Source organism: Geomonas oryzae (genome assembly GCF_004117875.1).
GTDB classification, from domain to species: Bacteria; Desulfobacterota; Desulfuromonadia; order Geobacterales; family Geobacteraceae; genus Geomonas; species Geomonas oryzae.
In genome coordinates, this window is sequence record NZ_RAHW01000005.1 from 340,197 (window position 1) to 363,987 (window position 23,791).

Annotated in this window: 18 protein-coding genes and 1 riboswitch; of the genes, 8 read left to right on the plus strand and 10 right to left on the minus strand. The window is 60.1% G+C overall.

Annotated elements, in window-relative coordinates; translation table 11 throughout:
- Positions 1-26 precede the first annotated feature (26 nt).
- Positions 27-194, minus strand: a complete 168-nt coding sequence (locus D6Z24_RS21660) for a hypothetical protein (protein ID WP_198419368.1) — start codon at positions 192-194, stop codon at positions 27-29.
- 239 nt (positions 195-433) lie between these two features.
- Here D6Z24_RS21660 and D6Z24_RS14580 point away from each other — a divergent pair, with 239 nt between their 5' ends.
- The 5 genes from D6Z24_RS14580 to D6Z24_RS14600 all read left to right on the plus strand — a co-directional run bounded on the left by D6Z24_RS14580 (position 434) and on the right by D6Z24_RS14600 (position 4,639).
- A complete protein-coding gene (locus tag D6Z24_RS14580; protein WP_129127325.1) occupies positions 434-1,573 on the plus strand; it encodes a PQQ-dependent sugar dehydrogenase in 1,140 nt (379 codons plus the stop codon).
- 70 nt (positions 1,574-1,643) lie between these two features.
- Positions 1,644-2,015 carry an HVO_A0114 family putative DNA-binding protein gene (locus D6Z24_RS14585; RefSeq protein WP_129127326.1) on the plus strand — a complete coding sequence of 124 codons (372 nt, stop codon included), beginning with the start codon at positions 1,644-1,646 and terminating at the stop codon, positions 2,013-2,015.
- Positions 2,016-2,027: 12 nt separating this feature from the next.
- On the plus strand, positions 2,028-2,924 hold the full coding sequence (locus tag D6Z24_RS14590; protein WP_129127327.1) for a LysR family transcriptional regulator: 897 nt from the start codon (positions 2,028-2,030) through the stop codon (positions 2,922-2,924).
- A 72-nt stretch (positions 2,925-2,996) separates the two neighbouring features.
- Complete coding sequence (locus D6Z24_RS14595) at positions 2,997-3,917, plus strand: AEC family transporter (RefSeq protein ID WP_129127328.1); 921 nt, start codon at positions 2,997-2,999, stop codon at positions 3,915-3,917.
- 101 nt (positions 3,918-4,018) lie between these two features.
- Positions 4,019-4,639 carry a class I SAM-dependent methyltransferase gene (locus D6Z24_RS14600; protein WP_129127329.1) on the plus strand — a complete coding sequence of 207 codons (621 nt, stop codon included), beginning with the start codon at positions 4,019-4,021 and terminating at the stop codon, positions 4,637-4,639.
- A gap of 15 nt (positions 4,640-4,654) precedes the next feature.
- On the opposite strand, the gene D6Z24_RS14605 is transcribed toward D6Z24_RS14600, so the two are convergent.
- The 4 genes from D6Z24_RS14605 to D6Z24_RS14620 all read right to left on the minus strand — a co-directional run bounded on the left by D6Z24_RS14605 (position 4,655) and on the right by D6Z24_RS14620 (position 11,912).
- Positions 4,655-7,669, minus strand: a complete 3,015-nt coding sequence (locus D6Z24_RS14605) for a response regulator (protein ID WP_129127330.1) — start codon at positions 7,667-7,669, stop codon at positions 4,655-4,657.
- Between the two features lie 136 nt (positions 7,670-7,805).
- A complete protein-coding gene (locus D6Z24_RS14610) occupies positions 7,806-8,612 on the minus strand; it encodes a DUF2459 domain-containing protein (protein WP_246014678.1) in 807 nt (268 codons plus the stop codon).
- A 78-nt stretch (positions 8,613-8,690) separates the two neighbouring features.
- On the minus strand, positions 8,691-9,923 hold the full coding sequence (locus D6Z24_RS14615; RefSeq protein ID WP_129127331.1) for a DUF4388 domain-containing protein: 1,233 nt from the start codon (positions 9,921-9,923) through the stop codon (positions 8,691-8,693).
- Between the two features lie 133 nt (positions 9,924-10,056).
- A riboswitch (cyclic di-GMP riboswitch) is annotated at positions 10,057-10,133 on the minus strand.
- A gap of 1,029 nt (positions 10,134-11,162) precedes the next feature.
- Positions 11,163-11,912: an SDR family NAD(P)-dependent oxidoreductase gene (locus D6Z24_RS14620; RefSeq protein WP_129127332.1), complete on the minus strand. Its 750-nt coding sequence runs from the start codon at positions 11,910-11,912 to the stop codon at positions 11,163-11,165.
- A gap of 567 nt (positions 11,913-12,479) precedes the next feature.
- Here D6Z24_RS14620 and lexA point away from each other — a divergent pair.
- Together lexA and D6Z24_RS14630 are read left to right on the plus strand one after the other, a co-directional pair.
- Complete coding sequence (gene lexA, locus D6Z24_RS14625) at positions 12,480-13,214, plus strand: transcriptional repressor LexA (protein WP_129127333.1); 735 nt, start codon at positions 12,480-12,482, stop codon at positions 13,212-13,214.
- Complete coding sequence (locus D6Z24_RS14630) at positions 13,190-14,440, plus strand: DNA polymerase Y family protein (RefSeq protein WP_129127334.1); 1,251 nt, start codon at positions 13,190-13,192, stop codon at positions 14,438-14,440. Before lexA ends, D6Z24_RS14630 begins: the two co-directional genes overlap by 25 nt.
- A 40-nt stretch (positions 14,441-14,480) precedes the next feature.
- On the opposite strand, the gene D6Z24_RS14635 is transcribed toward D6Z24_RS14630, so the two are convergent.
- Positions 14,481-14,732 (minus strand): BrnA antitoxin family protein, encoded by a 252-nt coding sequence (locus tag D6Z24_RS14635; protein WP_129127335.1) that lies wholly within the window; start codon positions 14,730-14,732, stop codon positions 14,481-14,483.
- Positions 14,733-15,003: 271 nt separating this feature from the next.
- Here D6Z24_RS14635 and D6Z24_RS14640 point away from each other — a divergent pair, with 271 nt between their 5' ends.
- Positions 15,004-18,057, plus strand: coding sequence for a DNA polymerase III subunit alpha (locus D6Z24_RS14640; RefSeq protein WP_129127336.1), 3,054 nt, complete (start codon positions 15,004-15,006; stop codon positions 18,055-18,057).
- On the opposite strand, the gene D6Z24_RS14645 is transcribed toward D6Z24_RS14640, so the two are convergent.
- The 4 genes from D6Z24_RS14645 to D6Z24_RS14660 all read right to left on the minus strand — a co-directional run bounded on the left by D6Z24_RS14645 (position 18,054) and on the right by D6Z24_RS14660 (position 23,778).
- Positions 18,054-20,159, minus strand: a complete 2,106-nt coding sequence (locus D6Z24_RS14645) for a GAF domain-containing sensor histidine kinase (protein WP_129127337.1) — start codon at positions 20,157-20,159, stop codon at positions 18,054-18,056. The genes D6Z24_RS14640 and D6Z24_RS14645 overlap by 4 nt on opposite strands.
- Before the next feature lie 274 nt (positions 20,160-20,433).
- The gene (gene ftsZ, locus D6Z24_RS14650) at positions 20,434-21,588 is read right to left on the minus strand and encodes a cell division protein FtsZ (RefSeq protein ID WP_129127338.1); all 1,155 of its coding nucleotides are present in this window, start codon (positions 21,586-21,588) and stop codon (positions 20,434-20,436) included.
- Between the two features lie 111 nt (positions 21,589-21,699).
- Positions 21,700-22,938, minus strand: a complete 1,239-nt coding sequence (ftsA, locus tag D6Z24_RS14655; protein WP_129127339.1) for a cell division protein FtsA — start codon at positions 22,936-22,938, stop codon at positions 21,700-21,702.
- A gap of 15 nt (positions 22,939-22,953) precedes the next feature.
- A complete protein-coding gene (locus D6Z24_RS14660) occupies positions 22,954-23,778 on the minus strand; it encodes a cell division protein FtsQ/DivIB (RefSeq protein WP_129127340.1) in 825 nt (274 codons plus the stop codon).
- Positions 23,779-23,791 lie beyond the last annotated feature (13 nt).

Genomic DNA, 23,791 nt, shown 5'->3' on the forward strand with positions numbered 1-23,791 from the left:
GAGAGGGGCGTCACTCCGCCCCAATCCTACTTCCTCTTCTTCTTTTTCTTCGTGAATCTTCTTCCCTGATGGGCGGGATGGTCTTGTTGCTGGGCGTGGCTCTCCTCCTCGCCACCCTTCATCATCATCAACGGAATCAATACCAGAGCAAAGACAGCCAGAATAGCCGCTACTGCGATGAGCGGTGTGGACATAGCTCCCTCCAATTCAAACTCTTCCAAGACGTATTCAAGGTTCCCGCACCGGTCGCGGGACGATACAGCTCCCAGCTCCAATGAGTTTTAGGCAACGCAGCATAACATGCGCCCCCAACCTTTATCAATTCAAATGTAGCTCATGAGCCGCGCCCCCCTGCCATGGACAACCAAGGTCGCGCCGATATAATTTGCCAGGTTTTCCATGCCTTTTCCGCAGATTACGCCGGAGGTGCCCCATGTTCAGTTGGAAGAACCCCGCCGTCCGCTTCCTCGTCTGCTGCACCCTTGTCCCCCTCCCCTCTCCAGCTTGCGCCGCCGATGCCGGGTTCCCCGCCAGGATAACCCTGACGCCGGTGGTAAAGGGGCTCCGGCAGCCGACGGCGATCGTCAGCGCCAAGGACGGCAGCAAGAGGCTCTTCATCCTCGAGCAGAAAGGGAAGGTCAGGATCGTCAAAAACGGCAAGCTGCTCGCGAGGCCGTTTCTCGACATCGACACACTGGTAAAATCCGGCGGCGAGCAGGGGCTTCTCGGCCTGGCCTTCCCCCCGGACTTCGCCACGACAAAGACCTTCTTCGTCGACTACACCAACCGGACCGGCATCGGGAATACGGTGGTGGCGAGCTTCAAGACGGGCAAAGACGCGGACGCGGCGGATCCGGGGAGCCGCAGGGAGATCCTGACCATCAAGCAGCCGTACGTGAACCACAACGGCGGCCAGCTCGCCTTCGGTCCGGACCGGCTCCTCTACATCGGCACCGGTGACGGCGGCAGCGGCGGCGACCCGCACGGCAACGGCCAGCGGCTCGACACCCTGCTCGGGAAAATCCTGCGCATCGACGTGGCTCCCGGAGCGGCAGCCTACCGGCTTCCTAAAAATCCCTTCGGCAACGAGATATGGGCCTACGGTCTGCGCAACCCCTGGCGCTTCTCCTTCGACCGTGGCACCGGTGATCTCTACATAGCCGACGTGGGGCAAGATGAAGTGGAGGAGATCGACTTTCAGCCTGCGGGCTCCGGTGCCGGCGCGAACTACGGCTGGAACATCATGGAAGGTGACCGCTGCTTCCGCAAACCGAAGTGCAAGAAGAGCGGCCTCACCATGCCGGTCGCGGTCTACCGTCACGGCAAGGGAGATTGCTCCGTTACCGGCGGCTACGTCTACCGCGGCAGGATAAAGGAGCTGCAAGGGATCTACTTCTACGGGGATTTCTGCAGCGGCCGCATCTGGGGGCTGCGCAGGGTCGGAACGAAATGGGAGACGAAACTTCTGGCCGACACGCCTTACGCCATTTCGACCTTCGGCGAGGACGAGGAGGGGGAACTCTACCTCGCCGATTACGGCAGCGGGACCATATACCGTGTCGACACTCGGTGAAGCATGACATATTGCGTGCACACAACATATCAGTTAGAATACTGACGCCAGGGCTGCCAGGAGATCTACTATGAGCAAGGCAATCATCGGTATTGCTAACTTCAAAGACACAGAAAAACAGCTCCTCTCCGTTGCCGCTCGCTTGGACAGTGGTGAGTTGCTCCCTGAGGCCGATTATCAGCTCAACTTCCCCACGGCATCACAGCTCTTCACCGAGATCACGCCGAAGCGTCTCGAGCTTCTCGATACCCTGAAAAAAAACGGCCCGCAGTCCGTCTATCGCCTCGCCAAAACCCTCGGCCGCAACTACAGCAACGTTCACAGTTCGGTCGTGGGCCTCTTGAATCTGGGACTTATCGCGAAGGACGCCGACGAAAGGGTATACGTTCCCTGGGATGACGTGGAAATCCACGTATCCCTTTCCGGCTCCATAGCCGCGTAGTCCGGAGCAAAGATGTCCTTACGCAGCCTTCGCATCCTCGCCGCAGTCGCCGGCAAAGGGAGTTTCGCCGCCGCCGCGGAACAGATGGGGTTGACCCAGTCCGCCGTCAGCCTCCAGATCAGAAACCTGGAGGAGGAATTCGGCGTTCAACTCTTCGAGCGGACCGGACGCAGCCCCAAACTCAACATGAACGGCAAACTGGTCGTGGAGCGCGTCCGGGAGATCCTCGACATCTACGACGGGATCAAGGCGGACCTCGCTCCGTCGGGCGCCATCAAGGGGGTGCTGACACTGGGGGTGGTCCCCACCGTGCTCACCGGTCCCCTCCCGGCCGTACTCGGGCGGCTGCGCAAAACGCACGAGGAGATGCAGGTGCGCCTGGTCTCGAGCCTGTCGGCTGAGCTCGTGCGCCAGGTCGAAGAGGGGGATCTCGATGCGGCGCTGACCACCGAGCCCCCCTTCGCCATACCGCCGCACTGCCGGTGGCAGGCGTACGACGAGGAGCCCTTCTTCGTGGTCGCTCCGCAGGGTGCGGCAGCCGCCACGGTGCAGGAACTCTTCGAGGCGTACCCCTTCGTCCGCTTCGACAAGACCGCCTGGGCGGGGGCCCTCGTGGACGCCCAGTTGCTGGCGCAGGGGATAAAGCCGCGCGAGGTGATGGAATTCGACTCCCTGGAGGCGGCGATAAGCCTAGTGGAGCATGGACTCGGCATCGCCGTCGTGCCTTTGAACCGGCGGCGCCTCGAAAAGGCGCAGGGGCATTTCAGCCTCGCCCCGTTCGGCACCCCGCAGTTGACCAGGCGGGTCGGGATGTACCAGAAACTACGGCACCCGCGCCTGGCGCTCACACAACTGGTGCTGGGCGAACTCGAAACGGAGTGCCAACCCTCAATAAATACTCAAGCCTGACGCAAGAATTATCAACTTTTACCAAACAATCGCCCATGTTACTCTCCCCTCACCGAACTAAAGGAGAGTAGCATGGCAACCATCATCAACGCCCTCACGCCGGTTCTCTCGCTGATCCTGATCGGCTTCCTGATCAGGCGCAGCGAGTTTCTCCCGTCCTCGTTCTGGCCCTCCGCCGAAAGGCTCACCTATTTCCTGCTCATGCCCGCGGCCCTCATCCACAGCCTGGCGGGCAAGAAGATCGGGACGCTCCCCTGGCTCAACATCCTGCTGACCGTCGAGGGGGTCATCGTCGCCAGCGCCCTGCTGGTCGTCATCTGGGGTGCCGCCAACCGGCGCATGGGAGGGGGCGTCTTCACCTCCCTTTTCCAGGGAGGGGTGCGTTTCAACACCTTCGTCGCCCTGGCGCTCGCCGAGAGCCTGTTCGGCAAGGAGGGCCTCTTCCTCGCGGCACTCGGCGCAGGTTTCATGATCGTGCTCATCAACGTGCTCTGCGTCTCGGCCTTCTCACTCACCGTCGGCAGCGGGGCCGGCATCGATTTCAAGCGGCTCGTACGCGACCTGGCACGTAACCCGCTCATCATCGCATGCGTGGCAGGGATCGCGCTCAACGCCTCGGGACTCAAGCTCCCCGCCGCGCTGGACGGGACGCTTCTTTTAGCCGGGAAGGCGGCCTTCCCGCTCGGGCTCATGGCCGTAGGCGCCGCCTACCGGGCCGGTAACCTCGCGTTGCACTGGCAGCCGCTCGTCGCAAGCTGCACCATCCAGTTCCTCTGCAAGCCGCTGGTCGCCTGGCAGCTCGCCTCGATTACCGGCCTGTCCGGCACCGCCGCAGGAGTCGTGCTGCTTCTTTTCAGCGTCCCCACCTCACCCGCCTCCTACATACTTTCACGGCAGATGGGAGGCGACCACGACAGCATGGCGGCCATCATCACCGCCCAGACCTGCCTCTCCTTCCTAACGCTCCCGCTCACCATCTGGATACTGGTCTAGTCGCGTGAATGACGCCGCTGCTTGAATGAGAACAAATATGTTGCCATACCAGGTGGTTTCAGGTTATGCAGCCATGATCGAGCAGCGAGAGGTAGCAAAATATGGACATCTACAACGAGTATTGCCTGCCCCACCTGACCAACTGCGTCTGCGGCATGAAACCGCTGGCACGTCAGCGGGCGCTGATCGTCCCTCATGCGCAAGGCGACGTCCTGGAGGTGGGGATGGGAACGGCGCTGAACCTGCCGTTTTACGACAAAGAGAAGGTAACCCGCGTCTGGGGGCTGGAGCCGTCACCGGGGATGCGCAGGGCTGCGGCGGACAACGTCAAGCGCAGTGAAATTCAGGTGGAGTGGCTGGATCTGCCGGCGGCGCGGATCCCGCTTGATGACGCCACCGTCGACACGGTACTGCTCACCTTCACCCTGTGCAGTATCGCGGACTGGCAGGGAGCACTGGCCGAAATGAGGCGCGTGCTCAAGGCGCAGGGCAGGCTCTTGTTCTGCGAACACGGGGCGGCGCCGGACGCATCGATCCTTAAGTGGCAGAAGCGGATCACCCCATGGTGGAAACATGCTGCCGGCGGATGCCATCTGGACCGACCCATCCCGACGCTTCTCGAGACCGGGGGGTTCAGCATCCTGGAGATGGACGAGGATTACATGGGGGGCGTGCCAAGGATTGCCGGGTACACCTACCGCGGCAGCGCCGCGAAGCGTTGAGCCGGAGAGCCTGTCTCAGGTATCGGCTCTTCCCTTGCGGTGAACCAGCTGGAGCTTTCGACTCAGATCGGTGAGGCGGTACGGCTTCTGGATGAATCCAGTCAGCCCCCACCCGGTGAACCTCTGGGTGACTTCCTGTTCGCTGAAGCCGCTGGAGAGGAGGACCTGCACCCCCGGATCGAGAGAGCGCAGCACGCGCAGCGCCTGTTCCCCGTCCATATTCGGCATGGTGAGGTCAAGGATGACACACGCAATGTCGTCCTTTTGCCGCTGGAAGATCTCTATGGCGGCAGCCCCGTCCTCCGCAGTCAACACGCGGTAGCCCAGGGTTTCCAGCATCTCCGTCCCGAGACTGCGAATGGTTTCCTCGTCATCTACCAGAAGAACGGTCCCGGTGCCGGTCGGCGCCGTGAATGGTTCCTGCGCTTGCGTCTGCGGCCGAGCATCTCCCAACACGGCCGGAATGAAGACGGTGAAGCTCGACCCTTCGCCCGGCTTGCTGCGTACCTCTATGGTACCGTTATGGCCACGCACGATGCCGAGGACCGCCGCCATGCCGAGGCCGCGCCCGGTGAACTTGGTGGTGAAAAAGGGATCGAATATTCTTGCCACGGTCTCGGGGTCCATGCCGCACCCGTTGTCGGAGACCTCGAGGTAGACGTACACCCCCTCCTTGAGTCTGTCGTTTAACCAGAGTTGCGAGAGCGTTACGGCATCGCACCGCCGCGCACCGGTCCTTATCGATATTACGCCGCTGTTGTCGCCGATCGCTTCGGAGGCGTTGATGACGAGGTTCATGACCACTTGGCGGATCTGCGTCGCATCGACTTCCACCAGGGGGAGATCCTCGGCGAGTTCCAGGTGCATCTCCACCTTTTTCGAAATGGAGACATCCAGCATGTGCCTCATTTCCTCGACGAGAGCGTTGACGTTGACCTCCTCGATGAGAAAGCTCCCCTTGCCGGAATAGGCCAGCATCTGCTGGGCCAGATCGGCCGCCCGCTGCGACGATTTCTCTATGTTCTGCAGGTTCCCCCGTACGGGAGATTCCTGTGGAAGCCTGAGCAGAGCCAGCTCCGCGTTACCCATGATGGCCATGAGGATGTTGTTGAAGTCGTGGGCGATGCCGCCCGCCAGTACCCCCAGGCTTTCCAGCTTCTGGACGTGCAGCATCTGGGCTTCCATCTTTTTCTTGTCCTCGGTCAGCCGTCTTTCGTCGGTCACATCACGTCCGACCACGAGGAGATGCTTCTTGTCCTTGATCATGAGCCGGGAAAGCACGTACGACATGGCGATGTCCTTGCCGAAGCTCGTATGCAGTTCCACCTCGTGAACGCGCGCGATGCCGTCGCCGAGGACGGTTTCGGCCGCCTCCAACAAACCGCTTTCCCGCCAGGACTGCAAGGTGCGGAAGTTCTGCTGCTGCATCTTTTCCACGTCACCGCCGGCGATATCCGCAGTGGCCTGGTTCAGCAGGATGCATTTGCCGGATTCACCGTCGAAGATGCGGATCCCCATGGGTGAGTACTGCAGGAGCGATTCGAAGAGGAGTAACGTCTCCTGACGCTGCTCCTCGCTTTTCATGTGTTCGGTGATGTCCCTGGTGATGCCGAGCAGCGATACGATCTCTCCGCGGTCGTTGCGGAAGGGGACCGCATGGGTGTCGAGCCAGACGCGCCTTCCCTTCAGCCCCGAGGTCTGGAAGACCAGGTTGCCTGGGATGCCGCGGAAGACGTTGCGGGTGAGTTCCTTGAAAGCCTCTTTGAATTCGGGGGTGATCCTGTCAAAAACGCACTTCCCCTGTACCTGCGCGAAGGAGTCGGCGTCGATCATGTTGAGCCCCGCGCGGTTCATCATCTGCAGGCGCCCCTCCGAGTCGAGCATCTTGACGCATTCGGGCTCCGTCTCGATGATGGTGTTCATGAAGGCCTCACTGCGCGCGAGCGCATCCTCCCTGGCACGCAGCTGTTCCGCCATGGCGTCGAAGGTGCGGGCCAGCCCGCCGAGTTCCCCCCCCTGCACCAGGTCGGACACCTTCATCCCGGTCTCACCATCCGCAAGCCTTTTGGAGGCTTCCTCGAGGATCTTGATGCGGTCGCCCAGGCAGCGCTTGCCGATGAAGATAGCGGCAAGGCACGCAAGGAGCAGAAACGACAACAGCAAAGTCATGCTGTAGGCGAGCGAGCGGTCTGCGTTGCGCGTGGCGGCCTCGGTCGGGATGCCTGCGGTGACGTACATGTATGGGGTGTTTTCGCCGGGAAGCCAAAGCTTGAGGTAGGAGATGATGCGCTTGTCCCCCTGGAGCCCGCCTCTGATGTGGGTCTCACGCTCGGGGCCGTCCTGGAGTTTCCTGAATGCATCTGCGGGGTAGGGTTTGCCGATGTACTGCTCCGGGTCTATCCCCCTGGCGAGGATGATCCCCTTGTGGTCCAGTATCACGAAGCTGGTCCCTGCCGGCAGGTGCATCTGCTGCAACATGGACCTGTAGTTCTCGATATTGAGGGTGACGCCGATGACGCCGACCACCGCCCCTTTCTCGTCCTTGAGGGGGTAGCCCAGGTTAAAGACGGGCCTCGTCGTGATCCTGCTCACCACGTACTCGCCCGAGGAAAGTCTGCCGCTGGCCAAGGCGGCCCTGAAAAAGCGGCGGTCGTCGGCAACCAGTTGCTGGCGCGTCGGGATGGCGGTGGCCCAGACCCGTCCCTGCCGGTCCGCGATGGTGATGTTGCCGTACATCGGATTCAGCTTGCGCAGTTCTTTGAGTATGGGCTCCACCCGGGCCGCGTCACGTGCCTTTACCTCGGGAAGTTGCGCCAGTGAGGTCATGAGTTGCTCAGCCGCGACCACGAGGTTTCGCTGTTCGGCCCCGATCCTTTCGGTGATGCGCAGCGTCTCCTTCCGGGCGTCGTCTATCATGGCGTTGCGAAACTGTATCCCGGAGTAAATGATGACGCCCGCAGCCGGCAAGGCGACTACGAAGGTGATAAGCAGCAGTAGAAAACGGGTGGAAAGTGTGGAAGAACGAGTCATGTGACATCTCTCGGGCACGGGTGTTACTATAAACATCGGCAAAATGCTGTGTTAGCTTAGCAGAAATCGACTCGCCACTGAACGTGACAATCCGAATACACAATTACCAGTTGTCACAACGTCGGGTGGTGGGTGTCTAACGGCGGGTCCACAGTAGCTGTTGAGATGAACGCGTATCCAAGAGATAAGAAGAGGCGGAACTTGACGTAGAACGAATATGCCTGTCAAAGGGGCGCAACCTCAGGTACTCCTCCCTGGCTTTTTTAACCTGCCTCATAACGCTCGCCGAACGCAGGGTTAAGGCGGCGTCCATCGGTACGCCCCCGCTTTCCAGCACCTTTGCCGTCCAGGTGTTGCAGGTATGGGTGATGAGGTAATACCCCTCCGCCTTGAAGAACCTGCCTTCGCCGTGCGGCCCCGCCTTCGAGGGGTAGGGGCGACCTGCCGCGTCGAGCTTGAAACTGGACCTTAACTTATCCTTCAGGTGTTTCAATCCAGCTTCCGAAAGCTTTAGTTCGACCACGTCGGTGCCTCGATATTGCTCCGGCGGGGCGGCCGGCATGGAAAAGACGTGCATGACGCTCGGATTTCTCCAGAAGACCGCCTTCAAGAAGATGGCCGGCGTCACCTTGTCGGCTTGGTAGAAGTCCGCCTCCCCCCAGCCGAACTCGTAGTAGCGGCCCGGTCGAAGATATCCCCTCACGAACCCCAGTTCGGTTCCCAGGTCCTCGCTCGACAGTGCGATCCCCGCGTGCCATCCGTGTGCTATCACGTATATCGAGCGTTCCTCGCCCTGCGTCGCAGGGAGGTACTTCCATTTCTTGCCGGAGGCGCATCCGGCTAACGCCGACAAAAGCGAAAGAAGCAGCACGATCAATCCTTTCCGCCGCCACGCCACCTTAAGCCTTGCAAGCATCGTATGCGTGGTCCCTCGCGTTTCCATGTGGACCTCCCGGAATTCACCTGCAGCCCAGGAGATCTTACCAAGCCCCCCCCATCCGTCAAAGCAGACACGCCGCCATCAACGCAACCCGGCCTTCTTGAAGAAAACGTGCCGCAGGTCCGTGATCGATCTAAAGAAGTTCCTGTTCCGCCCTCGCCTCCGCTTAGTTGCAGCTACAGGGAACAGGTAAACCTTTCTCAGCTCGCGCAACATCCACTCGCTCCTCAGGCAGAGCAGGAGCCCGGCGAAGGGCGCAGACAAAAGGGCGCTCCCGAAGATAAGACCGACGACGCCGACGGCGTAATAGGAAAGGGCAGCGTGACTGGAGGCGAGCTTCACCCACTGGAGGAACTGAACGACTTCGTAGATTACCGCGACCGTGATACCGGACCACGCCCCTTCGACCAGCCGACGAAAGCCGCCATTCTTCAGTTTCCAGAACTGGTAGGCGGCCCAGATCAGATGGATTCCTGCGATGGAGACGGTCCATGGGATGAACCCCAGATCAAAGAACACCGACAGCTTCGACACCGGTACCAGGTACGGCTCCGACAGGACCGCCTGCCAATCGGTACCGTAGTACTTCATGAGCCCCGTGATTCCATAGAGAAGAGCTGCCGCGCCGACCGCCATCACGAGCCAGGCTGTTATCTCGACAACCTCCGGGGTAGGTGCTCCTTCTTCCAAGGTCAGGACCGGAGGTTCCTGTGTTGCCGGGAAAGCTGAGGGCTCCATGACGGGAGGTTCATAACGCTTTGACGCGGCAAGTTCCTCCAGCTCTTCGAGCAGTTCGCCGCGGTGTCTTTTTTCGTCGAGGATCCGCGACCCTTCCATGGCAAGAAACTGCGGATTGAGCCCCTGCAACAACAGAAACTGCCCCGGGTCCAGCTTTACGGCGACTCCTTCCGTCACCTCCTGCAGCTCGAACTCGAAAGTCCCCTTGGTCCACACGAAAAGGGAATAGACCACCTTTTCGATCTGCTCGCGCACCACGGTCTCGATCGAGTCGGCGCTGACCCCGAAGCGCTCGACCATGATCGTGCCCAAAAGCCGCCGGTATCCTTCATCCGCCTGGGTGCTCAGAGCGAGGTTCAAGGTGCTGCGGTCGATGACGCCCTTGCGGATAAGCACTTCCCCCATGTTCTGTCGAAACACGGTCGAACTCGCCCTGGTGACGTAACCGTTCTGGAAAATGATGCTGGCCTCGCGCCCAGTACTTTTCAGTGACAGCACACCGGATTTTCGGCTCAAGCTGACGATCTGCATGATCTCGCCGAGTCCCAGATCGTCGATATTGCCAACAAGACTCATGGTTGTAGCCTCTCATATGAAGGATTTGGTAATGCGAGAAAGGGGAGTGAGATGGAGCGGAGAACGGCTTCAGCCCCCTTCGTTTCGGGAATCGTTCCATAAAAAAAGCCGGGGCCGTAATATCTTGAGATATTTCGGCGACCCGGCTGTCTCTATGAGACCCAGTAGGCTTTCCGTCCCATCCTCGCGGATGGTTTAGTATTGTCGTTATCCGGCTTTAATTGTATTGGCTTGCGGCGCACGATAGCCCAAGCAGCCTGCTTCGTCAAGAGTAAACGGTGAGAACTCTTGATCAAGAACCCCAAAGTATGTTCTTTACCTTTTCACCATCCTGATGCGCAACAAATTCCGTAGAGTCCTCCCTATCCAGAGGCCTGCCCTCCCAAAGCACGATTTATTACGGTGGAAAAGTCGTACACGGCGTTAGATGAATCATTCATCGCGATAGAAAAGTCATGCACCACGGCATGTTAATCATCCGTCGCGACGGAAGACACGAATACCGCGATTGATAACACGTGCAACGCGATAGAAAAGTTATGTACCGCGTTAGATTAATCATCTGCCGCGATAGAGAAGTTATCCATCGCGTTAGATTAATCATCCATCGCGACGGATAACACGAATACCACAATTTGTAACACGTGCATCGCGATGGATAAGTTGTGTACCGCGTTAGATTAATCATCTGCCGCGATAGAGAAGTTATCCATCGCAGTAGATTAATCATACATCGCGATGGATAACACGAATACCGCAATAGATAACACGTGCATTGCGATGGAAAAGTCATACACCGCAGTATATTAATCATCTGTCGTGACGGATAACACGAATACCGAGATTGGTAACACCTGCACAGCTGTGGAGGTCTTTGATTTCGGTCAGGTTCGTACGTGGTGCGTGGTGGTGCGTGGTGGTGGTGCTGCGTGCGTGTGGGTAAAACCCATAAGTCGATCCAAGAGGGTATAGCAGGAAATCAAGCACTTACCTGACCATACAAAGGCTGATTTCGCTACCTAAAAGAGCCAAAAATCTTGGTTTGAGATATAAGAGGAGCCGAAAATCTTGGAAGGGGCAGAGATGACGCGGCTGGCGTAGCATCTACAACCCTTAAAGGGCATCAAGTATGCTTTGGGGTAGGATCAGCGATATAACGATGAGGTAAGCGGCAGCGGGGCGTAACGCAGCGAAGCCCCCACTGTCCGCTTGACCGTTTTGTTAGGCGTTTCATTTTTGTCACTTTGCCTGGAATCCGCCATCAACATTGAGAACATGGCCCGTAACGAATGATGCCTCATCAGATAAGAGCCACACAATGCCGTTGACGATCTCATGTGGCAGGCCCATGCGGGCCATCGGATGCATAGCGGCAATACTGGGTTCGTCATATACCCCTTGGGTGATCGCTTTGACGATGATGTCAGTCTTGGCCGCTCCTGGCGCAACGGCGTTAATGCGTATTCCTTCCGTGGCGTAATCGAGTGCGCCTGCCTTTGTTAGCCCAACAACCGCATGCTTGGTTGCACAATAAGCGCCCGTGTAGGGAATACCATTGAGACCAGCAATGGACGCGAGATTAACAATGGAGCCTCCACCATTCTTCAGCATTTGTTGAATCTGGTATTTCATTCCAAAGTAAACGCCAAGCACATTGGTTTGAATCATTTCTTGGAACCGAGCTGTTTCAGATTCTGCAATCTTTGCACCCTCAGTCGAGATACCTGCATTATTTATTGCCAAATCAAGGCGACCATATTTTTCAACGGCCCTGCTGACGAGCGCTTTAACGCTGGCTTCGTCGTTGACATCGGCGTAAGTAAACATTGCCTCGCCACCTTTGGCGCGAATGTCCGCAACGAGTTTTTCACCCGGTTCCTTGCGGCGACCGCTGATGACGACTTTCACACCTCTGGCGGCCAGAACCTCTGCTGTTCCTTTGCCAAAACCCGACGTAGCACCTGTAATAACTGCAACTTTACCTTTCATTATTGCACACTCCTTTTTCTTGGCTTACGAAATATGTTGATCGATTCGTTAATTTACGCCTAACTACTTATTGAGCGGTTCACGCGGGCGTGAACTGCAGACCTACCCAAAACTGATATTCTACAGGTCCTCTCAAGTCAGAAAAATTCAGGCCTACAAGAAATCAACAAACAACATCATCTCTGTAACTCACTGTATTAAAACGATTGCTTCGCGGAACAAATGTTCCGTTTGGCTTGATGAGCGGTTTTATGCTCAATGACCTGCGCCATTCTCACCGTGCCAAATGTATAACTCATTTTTAACTGTGGTCAATGTCCAAGATTTCATTCTAACTGTTGGCTGGAAGAGGTTAGGGGGCGGGACTCATTCTCTTGTTTTCGCGGTCGCCTGCGGCGATGGCGAGCGCCGTTACCATTTTGATCCTCTTGTATCCCGTAGGATCCTCTTGGTAGTTTTACCCACGTGCGTGTCGCACCTCCCACGCTCCCCCCTTGACTTACGAAAAACTTACGAGTATCCTCGCTTTCCTGATCTGACGGGAAGAGGGATGCAGTGGAGGTTGAAATGACGCCTAAACAGAAGAGGGTTCTCGATTTCATCCTGAGTTTCATCGAGGAGCACGGCTTCCAGCCTTCACAGCTTGAGATCGCTCAGGGGTGCGGGTTCGAGTCGCTCGGGACGGTGCAGCATTACCTTCGTTCGCTGGAGCGGCACGGGCTCCTTGCACGACAGTCAAATGCTAAGAGGGGGCTGCAGTTGACAAATCCCCCCTGTCCCCCCTTCGCGGAGACGCTACGGGGGGCAGGCTCCCCCTTCGCAAAGGGGGGAACGCTTTCGGCCGGCACCATTGCAAAGGGAGAGACAGTTACGCCCCAGCCACTGGTGGCAAGCATTACGTTCCTGGAACTCCCGCTGGTGGGGATCGTGGCGGCGGGTAAGCCGGTGCACGCTTTCGAACTCGCGGATGCCATCGAGGTCCCGTCCGCTATGGCGGGACCGGGAAACGTGGTGTACGAGGTGCGCGGGGATTCCATGGTGGAGATGGGGATCATGGACGGCGACTACGTGGCGGTGCACCCGCAGTCGGTCGCCGAGAACGGACAGACGGTGATCGCGGAGGTGAACGGCTCGATCACCATCAAGAAGTATCAGCGCAAAGGAAACACGATTCAGCTCCTGCCGGCGAACGCGGCGATGAGCCCTATCACGGTGACGGAGGAGGACGAGTTCCACATCAGGGGCATACTGGTGGGCTCCATGAGGTTTTATCGCAAGTGGACAGGGAAATCCTCCACATAACGGTTCCGGCCTTTCCCATCGCGCTCGCGCGGGTGGTGCACGCGCACCTGCGCGGCCGTCCGGTAGCGGTGGCGCCGCTCAACTCGGAGCGGGCGCTTTTGCAGTGCATCTCCGCCGAGGCGGCAGCGGAAGGGGTGCACGTGGGGACGCCGATTTACCATGCACGCAGGTCCTGTCCATCGCTCATCGTCATCGCCCCCGATCCGCACCTGATGGCGAAGGGGAGCCATGCTCTCACGGAGCTTTCGGCCGAGTTCACGCCGATCGTTGAGCCGGGTGCCGGACGCGTTTTCCTCGACGTCACCGCGTCGCGTCGGCTTTTCGGACCGGCACGCGACGTGGCGGCACGCCTGGAAAAGTCAATTTCCGCAGGGCTCGGCCTCGAGGCGATGGCCGGGGCGGGCGGCAGTAAGCTCGTTTCACGGGTGGCCGCGGACGTCATGCAGGAGCCCGGCGTCTACGACGTCTTTCACGGTGCCGAGAAAAGTTTTCTCGCCCCCTTCCCGGTATCGGTGCTTCCCGGCGTCGGGGAATCACGGCAGACGCTTCTTTTCCGGGACCTAAACCTGCAACTGGTCGAACAGGTGGCGGCGCTATCAGTGCCCCAGTTGCGGCTGGCGGTGGGCCCCTTCGCTCCGTTGTTGCACGACCGGGCCTGCGGCATAGACCGTTCTCCGGTTCAGCCGCCCAGGCTTTCGACCGAGATCGTCGAGGAAGGCCTTCTCGATCAGGAGGAGAACGACGACGCGGTACTGCTCTCGGAACTCTTGCGGCTCGTGGAATGTTGCGGGCTGAGGCTCAGACAGCTCAACAAGGGGGCCCGCAAGATCATCCTTTCGGTGATGTACGCGGACGGGGTGACGCAGCAAGGCAAGAAGGTTCTTCCTTCGGCCACCTCTCTCGACTTGGCGCTTATGGCTGCGGCGGAAGAGCTTTTCTTCTCCACATGCAAGAGGCGGCAAAGGGTAAAGGGGCTGCGTCTCTCCTGCGACCAGGTGGCAGGCGAAGCGGGGCAGATGGATCTCTTCGTGCCTGCGGCTGCCGAGGTGTCGAGAAGGGAGAGCGACCTGCAGGAGACGCTGGATCTTTTACGGGAAAAGCACGGCAAGAACGCGGTTCGCTGGGGCAAGGGGCTCGCGGCGCGCCGGGAGGTCACCGTCGCCAGCGAGGCGCCTGCCGCCTGGGACCCGGAACAGAACCGGTACATGACGGTGACGAAGAATTGAGTCGAAGCTGCAACGCAGAGGTCCACAGAGGACACATAGATCAATGGTGCTTCTGGGCTTCGACGTAACGGCGCAGAACCTTGTTTATGGCAGTCTGATATCCCTTCCCCTGTGATTTGAAGAAATCAAGCACGTCGGGATCGAGTCGCAGAGTTATCTGCTTCTTCTGCGCGGGCCAAACGACAGCTTCTTTGAAAAATGTCTCGTCCAGCTCCGGCGAGTCACTCAAATCAATGTCCTCGTCGCGCAATGCATTTATCCGTTGCCAGTCAGTTTTTGACTCTTTTTTCATACAGTTTGTGCTCCCATCCCCCTATCGTAATAGATTTCGGGATTGTAATTACAGCAGTAGTTATTGTCAAAAGCTACCTGACTCACCATGGGCTTGCGTTACATAACTTCCACATTCCCTCTCCCTCTGGGAGAGGGTCAGGGTGAGGGCGGCGGCAGCTGCAACTTCTCACTTCGTAGCAACGCCCTCACCCGCCCTTTGGGCACCCTCTCCCGGAGGGAGAGGGGAACTAGCGGGAGGTCCCGCTAATCAGGAAACTCAGGTAGCTGCCATGTTCGTCCATCTCCACGTACATAGTTCCCTCTCCCCCGGCTGGGGGGTGCTCGCGCCGGAGGCGCTTTGCGCGGAGGCGGCGCGCCTTGGCTTCGATACTCTCGCCATCACCGACAGAAACGGGCTATACGGCGTGCCGCGCTTTCTGGACGCGGCGAGGGAGGCGGGGATCGCTCCCATCATCGGGACGGAGGCGGTGACTCCCGATTCACGCGCGGTGCTGCTCGCTGCGGACCAAGACGGTTACGCCAACATCTCCCGACTTCTCTCCGACCTCCACTGCGAAAAGGGGTTCGACCTCTGCGTGGCGCTCACCCGTTACCGGCGCGGGGTCGTCGTTCTGAGCGACAACGCACGCCTTCTCTCAACGCTTAAGGCGGTTTCCGCGGAACGCCTCTTCGTTGAACTGTCGCCGGGGCACGACATGCACCGGGCTCTCGCGCTGTCGCGGGATCTCGGCCTGCCGCCGGTGGCTACGGCACGGGTGCTTGTACGCGCCCCACACCCCGCAACGCAGCCGTCGGGGACAGGCACCTGGCGGAGCCAGTCCCCTTCCGGAGAGGACTTTCATCTGCACCGCGTGCTACGGGCCATCCACCTCAATACGAAACTCTCAAGACTCACGCCGGACCTGACGGCTTCCGAGTCGGACGCGCTGTACGGCGCGACGCAGATGGCCGACTTCTTCCCGCACTGCCCGCAGGCGCTGGAAAACGCGGGCCGCATCGCCGCCATGTGCCGCAGGGAGTGGGACTTCTCGACGACCATCTTCCCCGCCTTCCGGGAACTCGACAACGACGACGCCTTCGCGACTCTCAAATCCCGCGCCCGCACCGGCGCACTCCTGCGCTACGGCGTGATCGACGAAAGGGTGGAGGCGCGTCTCGACAAGGAACTCTCCATCATCCGGGACAAGGGGTTCGCACACTACTTCCTCGTCGTCGAGGAGATAACGAAACAGTCGCAACGCACCTGCGGACGCGGCAGCGCGGCCGCGTCGCTCGTTGCCTACTGCCTCGGCATCACCCACGTCGATCCCATCCGCCACAACCTCTTCTTCGAACGTTTCCTGAACGAGGGGCGCAGCGATCCCCCTGACATCGACGTCGACTTCCCGTGGGACGAGCGCGACGCCATCCTCGATTTCGCCTTCGCCCGATACGGTGCACGGCGCGCGGCCATGGTGGCGAACCAGGTTGGTTTCAAGGGGAGATCGGCGCTGCGCGAGGTGGCGAAGGTCTACGGCCTGCCGGACTGCGAGATCAAGGAGATGACCGAGCGCGTCTCCGGCTTCTGGCGCGCGGAACAGACGGCGGCCGCCATGTCGGAGCATCCGCTCTTCCAGGGGGAGAGCCTGTCTCCGGACTGGCTGGAGATCGTGGCTACGGCAAGGAGGCTGAACGGCCAGTTGCGCCACCTTTCGCTGCACTGCGGCGGGCTCGTCATCGTCCCGGACGAGATACGCCGCTACGTCCCGGTGGAGATCTCGCACAAGGGGCTGCCGGTCATCCAGTGGGAGAAGGACCAGGCCGAGGACGCGGGGCTGGTCAAGATCGACATCCTCGGGAACCGTTCACTCGCCGTGATCCGTGACGCGATGGCTTCGGTGAAGGAGCAGACGGGAGTCGAGATCGACTACGCGAGCTGGCGGCCGCTCGAGGACGAACGCACCCGGAGTCTCATGCGGCGCGGCCTCACCATCGGCTGCTTTTACCTCGAATCTCCGTCGGTGCGCCTTCTGCTGCGCAAGATCTGGAGTTCCACGGCGCCGCCGGAGACCTTCGAGGCCGACCTCTTCGAGGTGCTGGTGCAGGCGTCGTCGATCATAAGGCCCGCGGCGAACAGCTTCATTCAGGAGTACGTGGCGCGCATGCAGGGGAAGAAGTGGGAGCACCTGCACCCGCTTCTGGAAGGGGTACTCGGCGAGACGCTTGGGATCGCCATCTACCAGGAGCAGATCACCCAGATCGCCATGGAGCTCGCCGGCTTTTCCGCCAGCGAAGGGGACCAGCTCAGGAAGGTGATCACGAAGAAGCACAAGGAGAAGCGGCTCGCCGACTTCCGCGCGAAATTCGTCGCCGGAGGGATGGAACGGGGCGTCTCCGGCCCGGTACTCGCGGCGATCTGGGAACAGATCCTCTCCTTTGCCGGTTACTCCTTCTGCAAGCCACACTCGGCAAGCTACGCCCTTTTGAGCGCCAAGGCCGCCTACATGAAGGCAAACCATCCGGCCCAGTTCATGGCGGCTGTGATCTCCAACCAGGGGGGATACTACTCCCCGTTTGCCTACATCTCGGAGGGGCGCCGCCTGGGTCTCGCCATACTGCCGCCGGACATCAACGAGAGCGAATACCACTACCTGGGCAAGGAAAAGACGCTGCGCATCGGCCTCATGCAGATCGACGGGCTCACGCGGGAAGGGGCGAAGCGGCTCTTCAGGGAGAGACGTGAGGGGGGCCGCTATGCATCCTTCGCCGATTTCCTGCGTCGAAGCGGCGTGCAGCGTGCCGATGCCGAGCGGCTCGTGAAGGCGGGATGCTTCGACGCGCTGGAAAAGGTGGAAAGGCGCCCCGCCCTTCTCTGGGAGCTGCTTCATTTCCAGCAGCAGGACACGGCGCTTCTCTTCGAACAGAAGACGACGCTCCCGAAGGCCCCTCCCTACGACGCGGATACGGTGTTGCGGCAGGAGGTGGAGGCGCTCGGCTTTCTCGCCTCCCGGCACCCCCTCTCCCTCTACAAGGCGCAGTGGCAGAGGCACCGCCCCATCAAGGCGTCCGAACTCATCAAGCACTCGGGGAAATGGGTGACCATGGTGGGGTGGTGGATCACGACCAAGATGGTGGAGGACAAGCACGGGCGTCCCATGGAGTTCGTCTCCTTCGAGGACGTCACCGCCATCTTCGACGCGACCTTCTTCCCCGACGTCTACGCCCGTTTTTGCCGCAAACTTTCGCAGCGGCGCCCCTACCTCCTGAAGGGAATCGTGGAGGAGGAGTTCGGCGTGGCGACGCTCAGGGTGAAGTGGGTGGGTTTCCTGGGGGAAAACGGCTAGAGTGCGGCGGGCTGCTCGGCGACGTCGATTCCGGCCGGGGTGCCGCCAATCAAGGGGAGCAGGATGCGGAAGGTCGTCCCCTCGCCCGGCTTGCTGTCGATGACGAGATAGCCGTCGTGCTGCTTCACGATGCCGTACACGATGGCAAGCCCGAGACCGCTCCCCTTCCCCACCTCCTTGGTGGTGAAGAAAGGCTCGAGGACGTGGGATTTGGTCACCTCGTCCATGCCGACCCCGGTGTCGGTCACCGTGATCACGGCGTAAGCCCCGATGACGCCGAAGCCGTGCTCGTACACCCATTCTTCCGTGACATCCATGGAGCCGGTGCTGATGGTGAAGGTTCCCCCCTCGGGCATGGCGTCTCGGGCGTTGTTGGCGAGATTGGTGAGCAACTGATCGATCTGGCTCGAGTCGGCGACCACCGGCAGCATCGCGTCGCAGAGCTCGAAGTTCAGGCGGATCTTGTTGGTGACCAGGCGGCTTAACAGCTTGCGCACGTTTTCCACCACCTGGTTCAGGTTGACCGGCTCGGGATGGTTGACCTGTTTGCGGCTGAAGGCGAGGAGCCCCTGGGTGAGCGATGCGGCCTTCTCCGCTGCGCTCATCACCTGTTCAAGGAAGGGCTGTACGTCATCGTCCTGCGCCAGTTTCATCTGCGCCAGGGTGACAAACCCCATCATGCCGGTGAGCAGGTTGTTGAAGTCGTGGGCGATGCCGCCGGCCAGCACCCCGACCGATTCCATCTTCTGCGACTGCCGGATCTGCTCCGCCATGCGTTGCTCGCGCTCAAGGTAGATGGCGTTGCGCAGGCTCATGCCGATGACCGGGGCGATGCCGGTCATAAGGCTCAGGTCGCTGTGCGTGAGCGGGCGCTTCGAGGTGTTGTTGTCCACGGCGATGATTCCCAGCGATTCCCCTTCGCAGACGATGGGACAGCAGATGAAGGATTCCGCCTCCATCTCCCGTGACAAGGCCACGCTCTGCTCGGAATGCAGGTGCTCCAATTCTGAGAAGTCACCGACGAACTTGCTTTCCTTATCCCTGAAGGCGGTCACGAAGACCCCCTGTGAGCCGGGAGAGGTGAGGTCGAACGACTTGTTGAGCAGCGCCTCGAGTTGTTTGTCGCTGTAGCCGAACCCGGTGCTGAACCTAAGACGCGACTTGCGCTCGTCGGCCAGCATGATGACGCCGCGGTCGTAGCAAAGCCGCTTTTCGATCACCCCGATGACGTTGCGCAGCACCTCGTCCGTGCGGGTCTGCCTGCTCAGAGCCTGCCCCACCTCATTGACCATCCGGGCGTTGTTGTAGTTCATCCCGATCTGCTCGATGGTCCGCTCGGTCGATTCCTTCACGTTCGTCAGGGTGACCAGTATCTCGTGCTTCTCGAGCCGCTCCGCGACATAGGAGGCGACGAGGGCGGAGATAGTGATCCCCGCCAGCACCTCGGGGAGGTGCCCGATCCCGAAGCTATGCTGCAGCAGTGCGTACACCGCGAGGCTGAGCGGAACCATGATGTTCCTTGCGCGGCGTATGGTCGCAAATTTTGTCTTCTTCCAGGTCACCACGTAACGGCAACAGTGCCCACCGTTGAAGATGCATTCCGGATGCTCTACCTGGGGGATGTCGTAGTCGAACATGGTGACGATCGCCTCGAAGAAACCGATGCGGTTTTCGCACTGGTACGGCTTTTCCTGGACCCCCTCGTACGGGGTGACCGTGATCTCCGCCTTGTTTTCCGCGATCATGCGTCCGACGAACCGGGAGGAACGGGTGAAGTGACTCGCACATTTCCCAGCGGCGAGGAGCGTATTACCGGGACCGATAAGCCCGAGGGTGTACTTCGCACTCGCGCTGAGCGCCTCCTTGGAGGTCGCAAAGCGGCCGCCCTCCCTGGCGATGTCGGATCCGACCAGTTGCGTCATCCTGGCATGGAAGCGGTCCACCTGGGTCTGGGTGAGCCAGTGCCCCTCGTCACTCAGTTCGTACGCGGTGATGCCCGCGTAGCAAAGGATGTCGCGCACGTCGACGCTGGGGTACTTTTTCTTCAGCAGCGTGACGAAGATGCTGATGATCTTGCTGTTGTAGAGGCTCGGTTCGCTCATTGACTGCTGATACTCCTGGTAGGGCGGGTCCTGCACCACAAATCGAGGATAAGCCATTGTGGCTTAATCGGCCGAGGCATCGAATTCTTAAGGATAAAGTGGGCTGGGGGCGAGATTACCCCCCCCTGCCCCCCCTTCGACAAAGGGGGGAACGTGAGGCATAATGCTGCGCTTCGTAGGCGGCTGTTCTTCATGTTCCCGCGAATTGCCGGATGAAAAAAGGCCCGGCTCCCTTTTTGGGGACCGGGCCTCGTTGCCATGACTGTGTCTGAAGCTAGTCGACGGACTTCCTGAGGAAGGTCGGGATATCGTACTGGTCCTCGTCGTCCATCATGAAGGAGCGCTGCTGCCTTACGGTCTCGCGCTGGTGCTTCTCGCGGATGAAGGTCGGGATCTCGCGGTTGATCTCGGGCTGCGGCTTCACGAGGGAGCTCACGTTCTTCATCTCGTGACGCCCCTTGTCGAGGTCGAAACGGTCGCCGAAACCGGTGGCGATCGCGGTCACCTTGATGGTCTCGCCGAGGGTCTCGTCGATTACCAGACCGACGATGATGTTGGCGTCTTCGTGCACCTTCTCGTGGATCACCTTGCTGGCCGCGTCGAACTCGTCCATGGTCATCGCGGAGGAACCGGAGATGTTGACCAGGACGCCTTTGGCGCCGGAGATGTCGATGTCTTCAAGCAGGGGGCTGGAGATCGCCTTGAGGGCTGCGTCGACGGCGCGGTTCTCGCCGGCGCCGAGGCCGATGCCCATCATGGCCATGCCGCGCTCGCTCATGATCGACTTCACGTCGGCGAAGTCGACGTTGATCAGGCCGGACTGGGTGATCAGGTCGGAGATGCCCTGCACCGCCTGGCGCAGCACGTCGTCGGAGGGCTTGAACGCGTCGAGGATGGACATGGACTTGCCGGCAAGGCCCAGGAGCCTGTCGTTGGGGATCACGATCAGGGAGTCGACGTGCTTTTTGAGTTCCTTGATCCCGTCTTCGCCCTTGGCGAGACGCTGACGCCCTTCGCGGGTGAACGGCTTGGTCACCACGCCGACGGTGAGTGCGCCCTGCTCGCGGGCGATCTCGGCGATGATCGGGGCTGCGCCGGTACCGGTGCCGCCGCCCATGCCTGCGGCGACGAAGATCATGTCCGCGCCTTTCAAGGACTCGCTCACCTTGTCCTTGTCTTCGAGGGCGGCCTCGCGGCCGACGTTCGGGTTAGCCCCGGCCCCGAGCCCCTTGGTGAGCTGGGTGCCGATCTGTATCTTAACCGGCGCTTTGGACATCCTGAGCGCCTGTGCATCGGTATTGGCAACGATGAAGTCGACCCCGGTGATGCCCACTGCCATCATGGTGTTGACTGCGTTCCCGCCGGAACCACCAACGCCTATCACCTTTATCTTCGCACTCTGGTCGATGCTTTCATCGAATTGAAACATGAACTAACCCCCTTTATTAGCGCGCCCCCCGGCGGCGGTAAAATATTAGCCGGTTTTATACTACGTTTATGTAGAGAATGGAAGCCTAAAAACACTACATATAGTGCTTTTTTAGAAGAATTCTCCGAACCAGTCCTTCATCCTGCGGCTCACCCGACGGAACACGGTCTCGTCGCTTTGCTGCGTCGGGAACTCGTGCACGCCGACGTTCTTCGATCCGTAGACGACAAGCCCCACGCCGGTCGCGTAAACCGGCGAATTTACGACGTCGGTGAGACCGCCGATCCGCTGCGGCAGGCCGCGGCGCACCGGGAGGTTGAAGATCTGCTCTGCCAGTTCCGGCATCCCCTCGAGGATGGTGGAGCCGCCGGTGATGACCACGCCCGAGGCGATCATGTCCTCGAGGCCGCTCTTCACGATCTCGCGGTTCACCAGGGTGAAGATCTCCTCGACGCGGGGTTCGAGGATCTCGCACAGAAGCTGACGGGAGAGGATGCGCGGCTTTCTGCCGCCGACGCTCGGCACCTCGATGGTCTCGTCCTTGCCGACCATGGAGGAGAGGCAGCAGCCGTACTTCTGCTTGATGCGCTCGGCCTCGGCCATCGGGGTCCTGAGGCCGACCGCGATGTCGTTGGTCAGGTGGTTGCCGCCAAGCGAGAGCACCGAGGTGTGCTTGATGGCGCCGTCCACGAAGATGGCGATGTCGGTGGTGCCGCCGCCGATGTCGACGAGCGCTACGCCAAGCTCCTTCTCGTCCGCGGAAAGGACCGCCTCGGAGGAGGAGAGCTGCTCGAGGACGATGTCGGCAACCTCGAGACCTGCGCGGTTACAGGACTTGACGATGTTCTGCGCGCTCGCCACGGCGCCGGTGACGATATGCACCTTCGCCTCGAGCCTGACGCCGCTCATCCCGAGCGGCTCGCGAATGCCGTCCTGGTCGTCGATGATGAATTCCTGGGGGAGGATGTGGATCACTTCGCGGTCCATCGGGATGGCGATCGCCTTGGCGGCCTCGATCACGCGCTTCACGTCCTCGGGGGAAACCTCGCGGTTCTTGATGGCGATGACACCCTGGGAGTTGAACCCCTTGATGTGCCCGCCGGCGATCCCCGCGTAGACCGACTTGATCTCGCACCCTGCCATGAGCTCGGCCTCTTCGATCGCCTTCTTGATGGCGGCGACGGTGCTCTCGATGTTGATCACGACACCTTTTCTCAGTCCCTTGGAAGGACTGGTACCGATGCCGACGATGTCGATGCCGTCTTCGGTGACGTTGCCGACGATGGCGCAGATCTTGGTTGTGCCTATGTCGAGGCCTACGATCAGGTTATCCCTTCTTGTTGCAGACATGCTCCCCCCCTTTTCCTACACTTTTTTAACTATGATTTTGTCGATGTAATCGAGGTCTATGTAATCCAAAGCCTGCATCTGCGTTTTCAGGTCGCCGTAGATGCGGGACAGGCGCGCCAGCTTGTCGCCGAACTCGCCGTTGCCGAGCTTCACAGGGATCCCCCCCTGCATGGTGAAGAGGGTGAACCCGTACCCCCTGCTGTAGTGGATCTCGGAGATGTCGGCCAGGCTGAAGACGCTGCCTGCCTTGAGCGTGCCGATCAACTGCAGCGCGCTCTTGAGCGCCTCCTGGGTCCCCTTCGGGTCCTGGGCCAGCTCTTCCTCGGTGATCCCGGTTATGAGCGGGTAGTCGAGCCGGTCGCCCTCCGCCAGCGATTTGAAGAGAACGCCCTTGTCGTCCAGGTAATAGAGGCAGCCGACGTTGGCTACCGCGACCGGCGTTCTCTCGGCAACGGTGATGGAGAGGGTGTGCGGGAAGTAGCGGCGCACCTGGATCTGTTCCAGCCAGGGGTTCTTCCCGAGGCGGGCCATGACGGTCTTGAGGTCGAGCCCGAGCATGGAGTCGCCCGGGCGGACCCCGGCCAACGTGATGAGCTCGTCCCGGCTCACCCTCTTAAGCTGTGAGACCTCGATCGTTTCGAGACGCAGGAGCGTGGTGCGGGATACCACCCCGTAGGCCTTCCAGCCACCGAAACCGACGACCGCGCAGACGGCCGAGGCGCCGATCCCCCTGGAGAGCCATTTGAGGATGGGCGTCCAGTTGATCGGCTTGCGCTGTTTGGGCGGCTTCTTGACCCTGTTGTTGGGTATCCGCTGTTTTTTAGTGTGAAGATCGCGCATGGCAATTACCGTT

Bases quoted from the DNA above. Each gene is read 5' to 3' on its own strand.
- D6Z24_RS21660 (WP_198419368.1), bottom strand. From the start codon at position 194: ATGTCCACACCGCTCATCGCAGTAGCGGCTATTCTGGCTGTCTTTGCT.
- D6Z24_RS14580 (WP_129127325.1), top strand. From the start codon at position 434: ATGTTCAGTTGGAAGAACCCCGCCGTCCGCTTCCTCGTCTGCTGCACC.
- D6Z24_RS14585 (WP_129127326.1), top strand. From the start codon at position 1,644: ATGAGCAAGGCAATCATCGGTATTGCTAACTTCAAAGACACAGAAAAA.
- D6Z24_RS14590 (WP_129127327.1), top strand. From the start codon at position 2,028: ATGTCCTTACGCAGCCTTCGCATCCTCGCCGCAGTCGCCGGCAAAGGG.
- D6Z24_RS14595 (WP_129127328.1), top strand. From the start codon at position 2,997: ATGGCAACCATCATCAACGCCCTCACGCCGGTTCTCTCGCTGATCCTG.
- D6Z24_RS14600 (WP_129127329.1), top strand. From the start codon at position 4,019: ATGGACATCTACAACGAGTATTGCCTGCCCCACCTGACCAACTGCGTC.
- D6Z24_RS14605 (WP_129127330.1), bottom strand. From the start codon at position 7,669: ATGACTCGTTCTTCCACACTTTCCACCCGTTTTCTACTGCTGCTTATC.
- D6Z24_RS14610 (WP_246014678.1), bottom strand. From the start codon at position 8,612: ATGGAAACGCGAGGGACCACGCATACGATGCTTGCAAGGCTTAAGGTG.
- D6Z24_RS14615 (WP_129127331.1), bottom strand. From the start codon at position 9,923: ATGAGTCTTGTTGGCAATATCGACGATCTGGGACTCGGCGAGATCATG.
- D6Z24_RS14620 (WP_129127332.1), bottom strand. From the start codon at position 11,912: ATGAAAGGTAAAGTTGCAGTTATTACAGGTGCTACGTCGGGTTTTGGC.
- lexA (WP_129127333.1), top strand. From the start codon at position 12,480: ATGACGCCTAAACAGAAGAGGGTTCTCGATTTCATCCTGAGTTTCATC.
- D6Z24_RS14635 (WP_129127335.1), bottom strand. From the start codon at position 14,732: ATGAAAAAAGAGTCAAAAACTGACTGGCAACGGATAAATGCATTGCGC.
- D6Z24_RS14640 (WP_129127336.1), top strand. From the start codon at position 15,004: ATGTTCGTCCATCTCCACGTACATAGTTCCCTCTCCCCCGGCTGGGGG.
- D6Z24_RS14645 (WP_129127337.1), bottom strand. From the start codon at position 20,159: ATGAGCGAACCGAGCCTCTACAACAGCAAGATCATCAGCATCTTCGTC.
- ftsZ (WP_129127338.1), bottom strand. From the start codon at position 21,588: ATGTTTCAATTCGATGAAAGCATCGACCAGAGTGCGAAGATAAAGGTG.
- ftsA (WP_129127339.1), bottom strand. From the start codon at position 22,938: ATGTCTGCAACAAGAAGGGATAACCTGATCGTAGGCCTCGACATAGGC.
- D6Z24_RS14660 (WP_129127340.1), bottom strand. From the start codon at position 23,778: ATGCGCGATCTTCACACTAAAAAACAGCGGATACCCAACAACAGGGTC.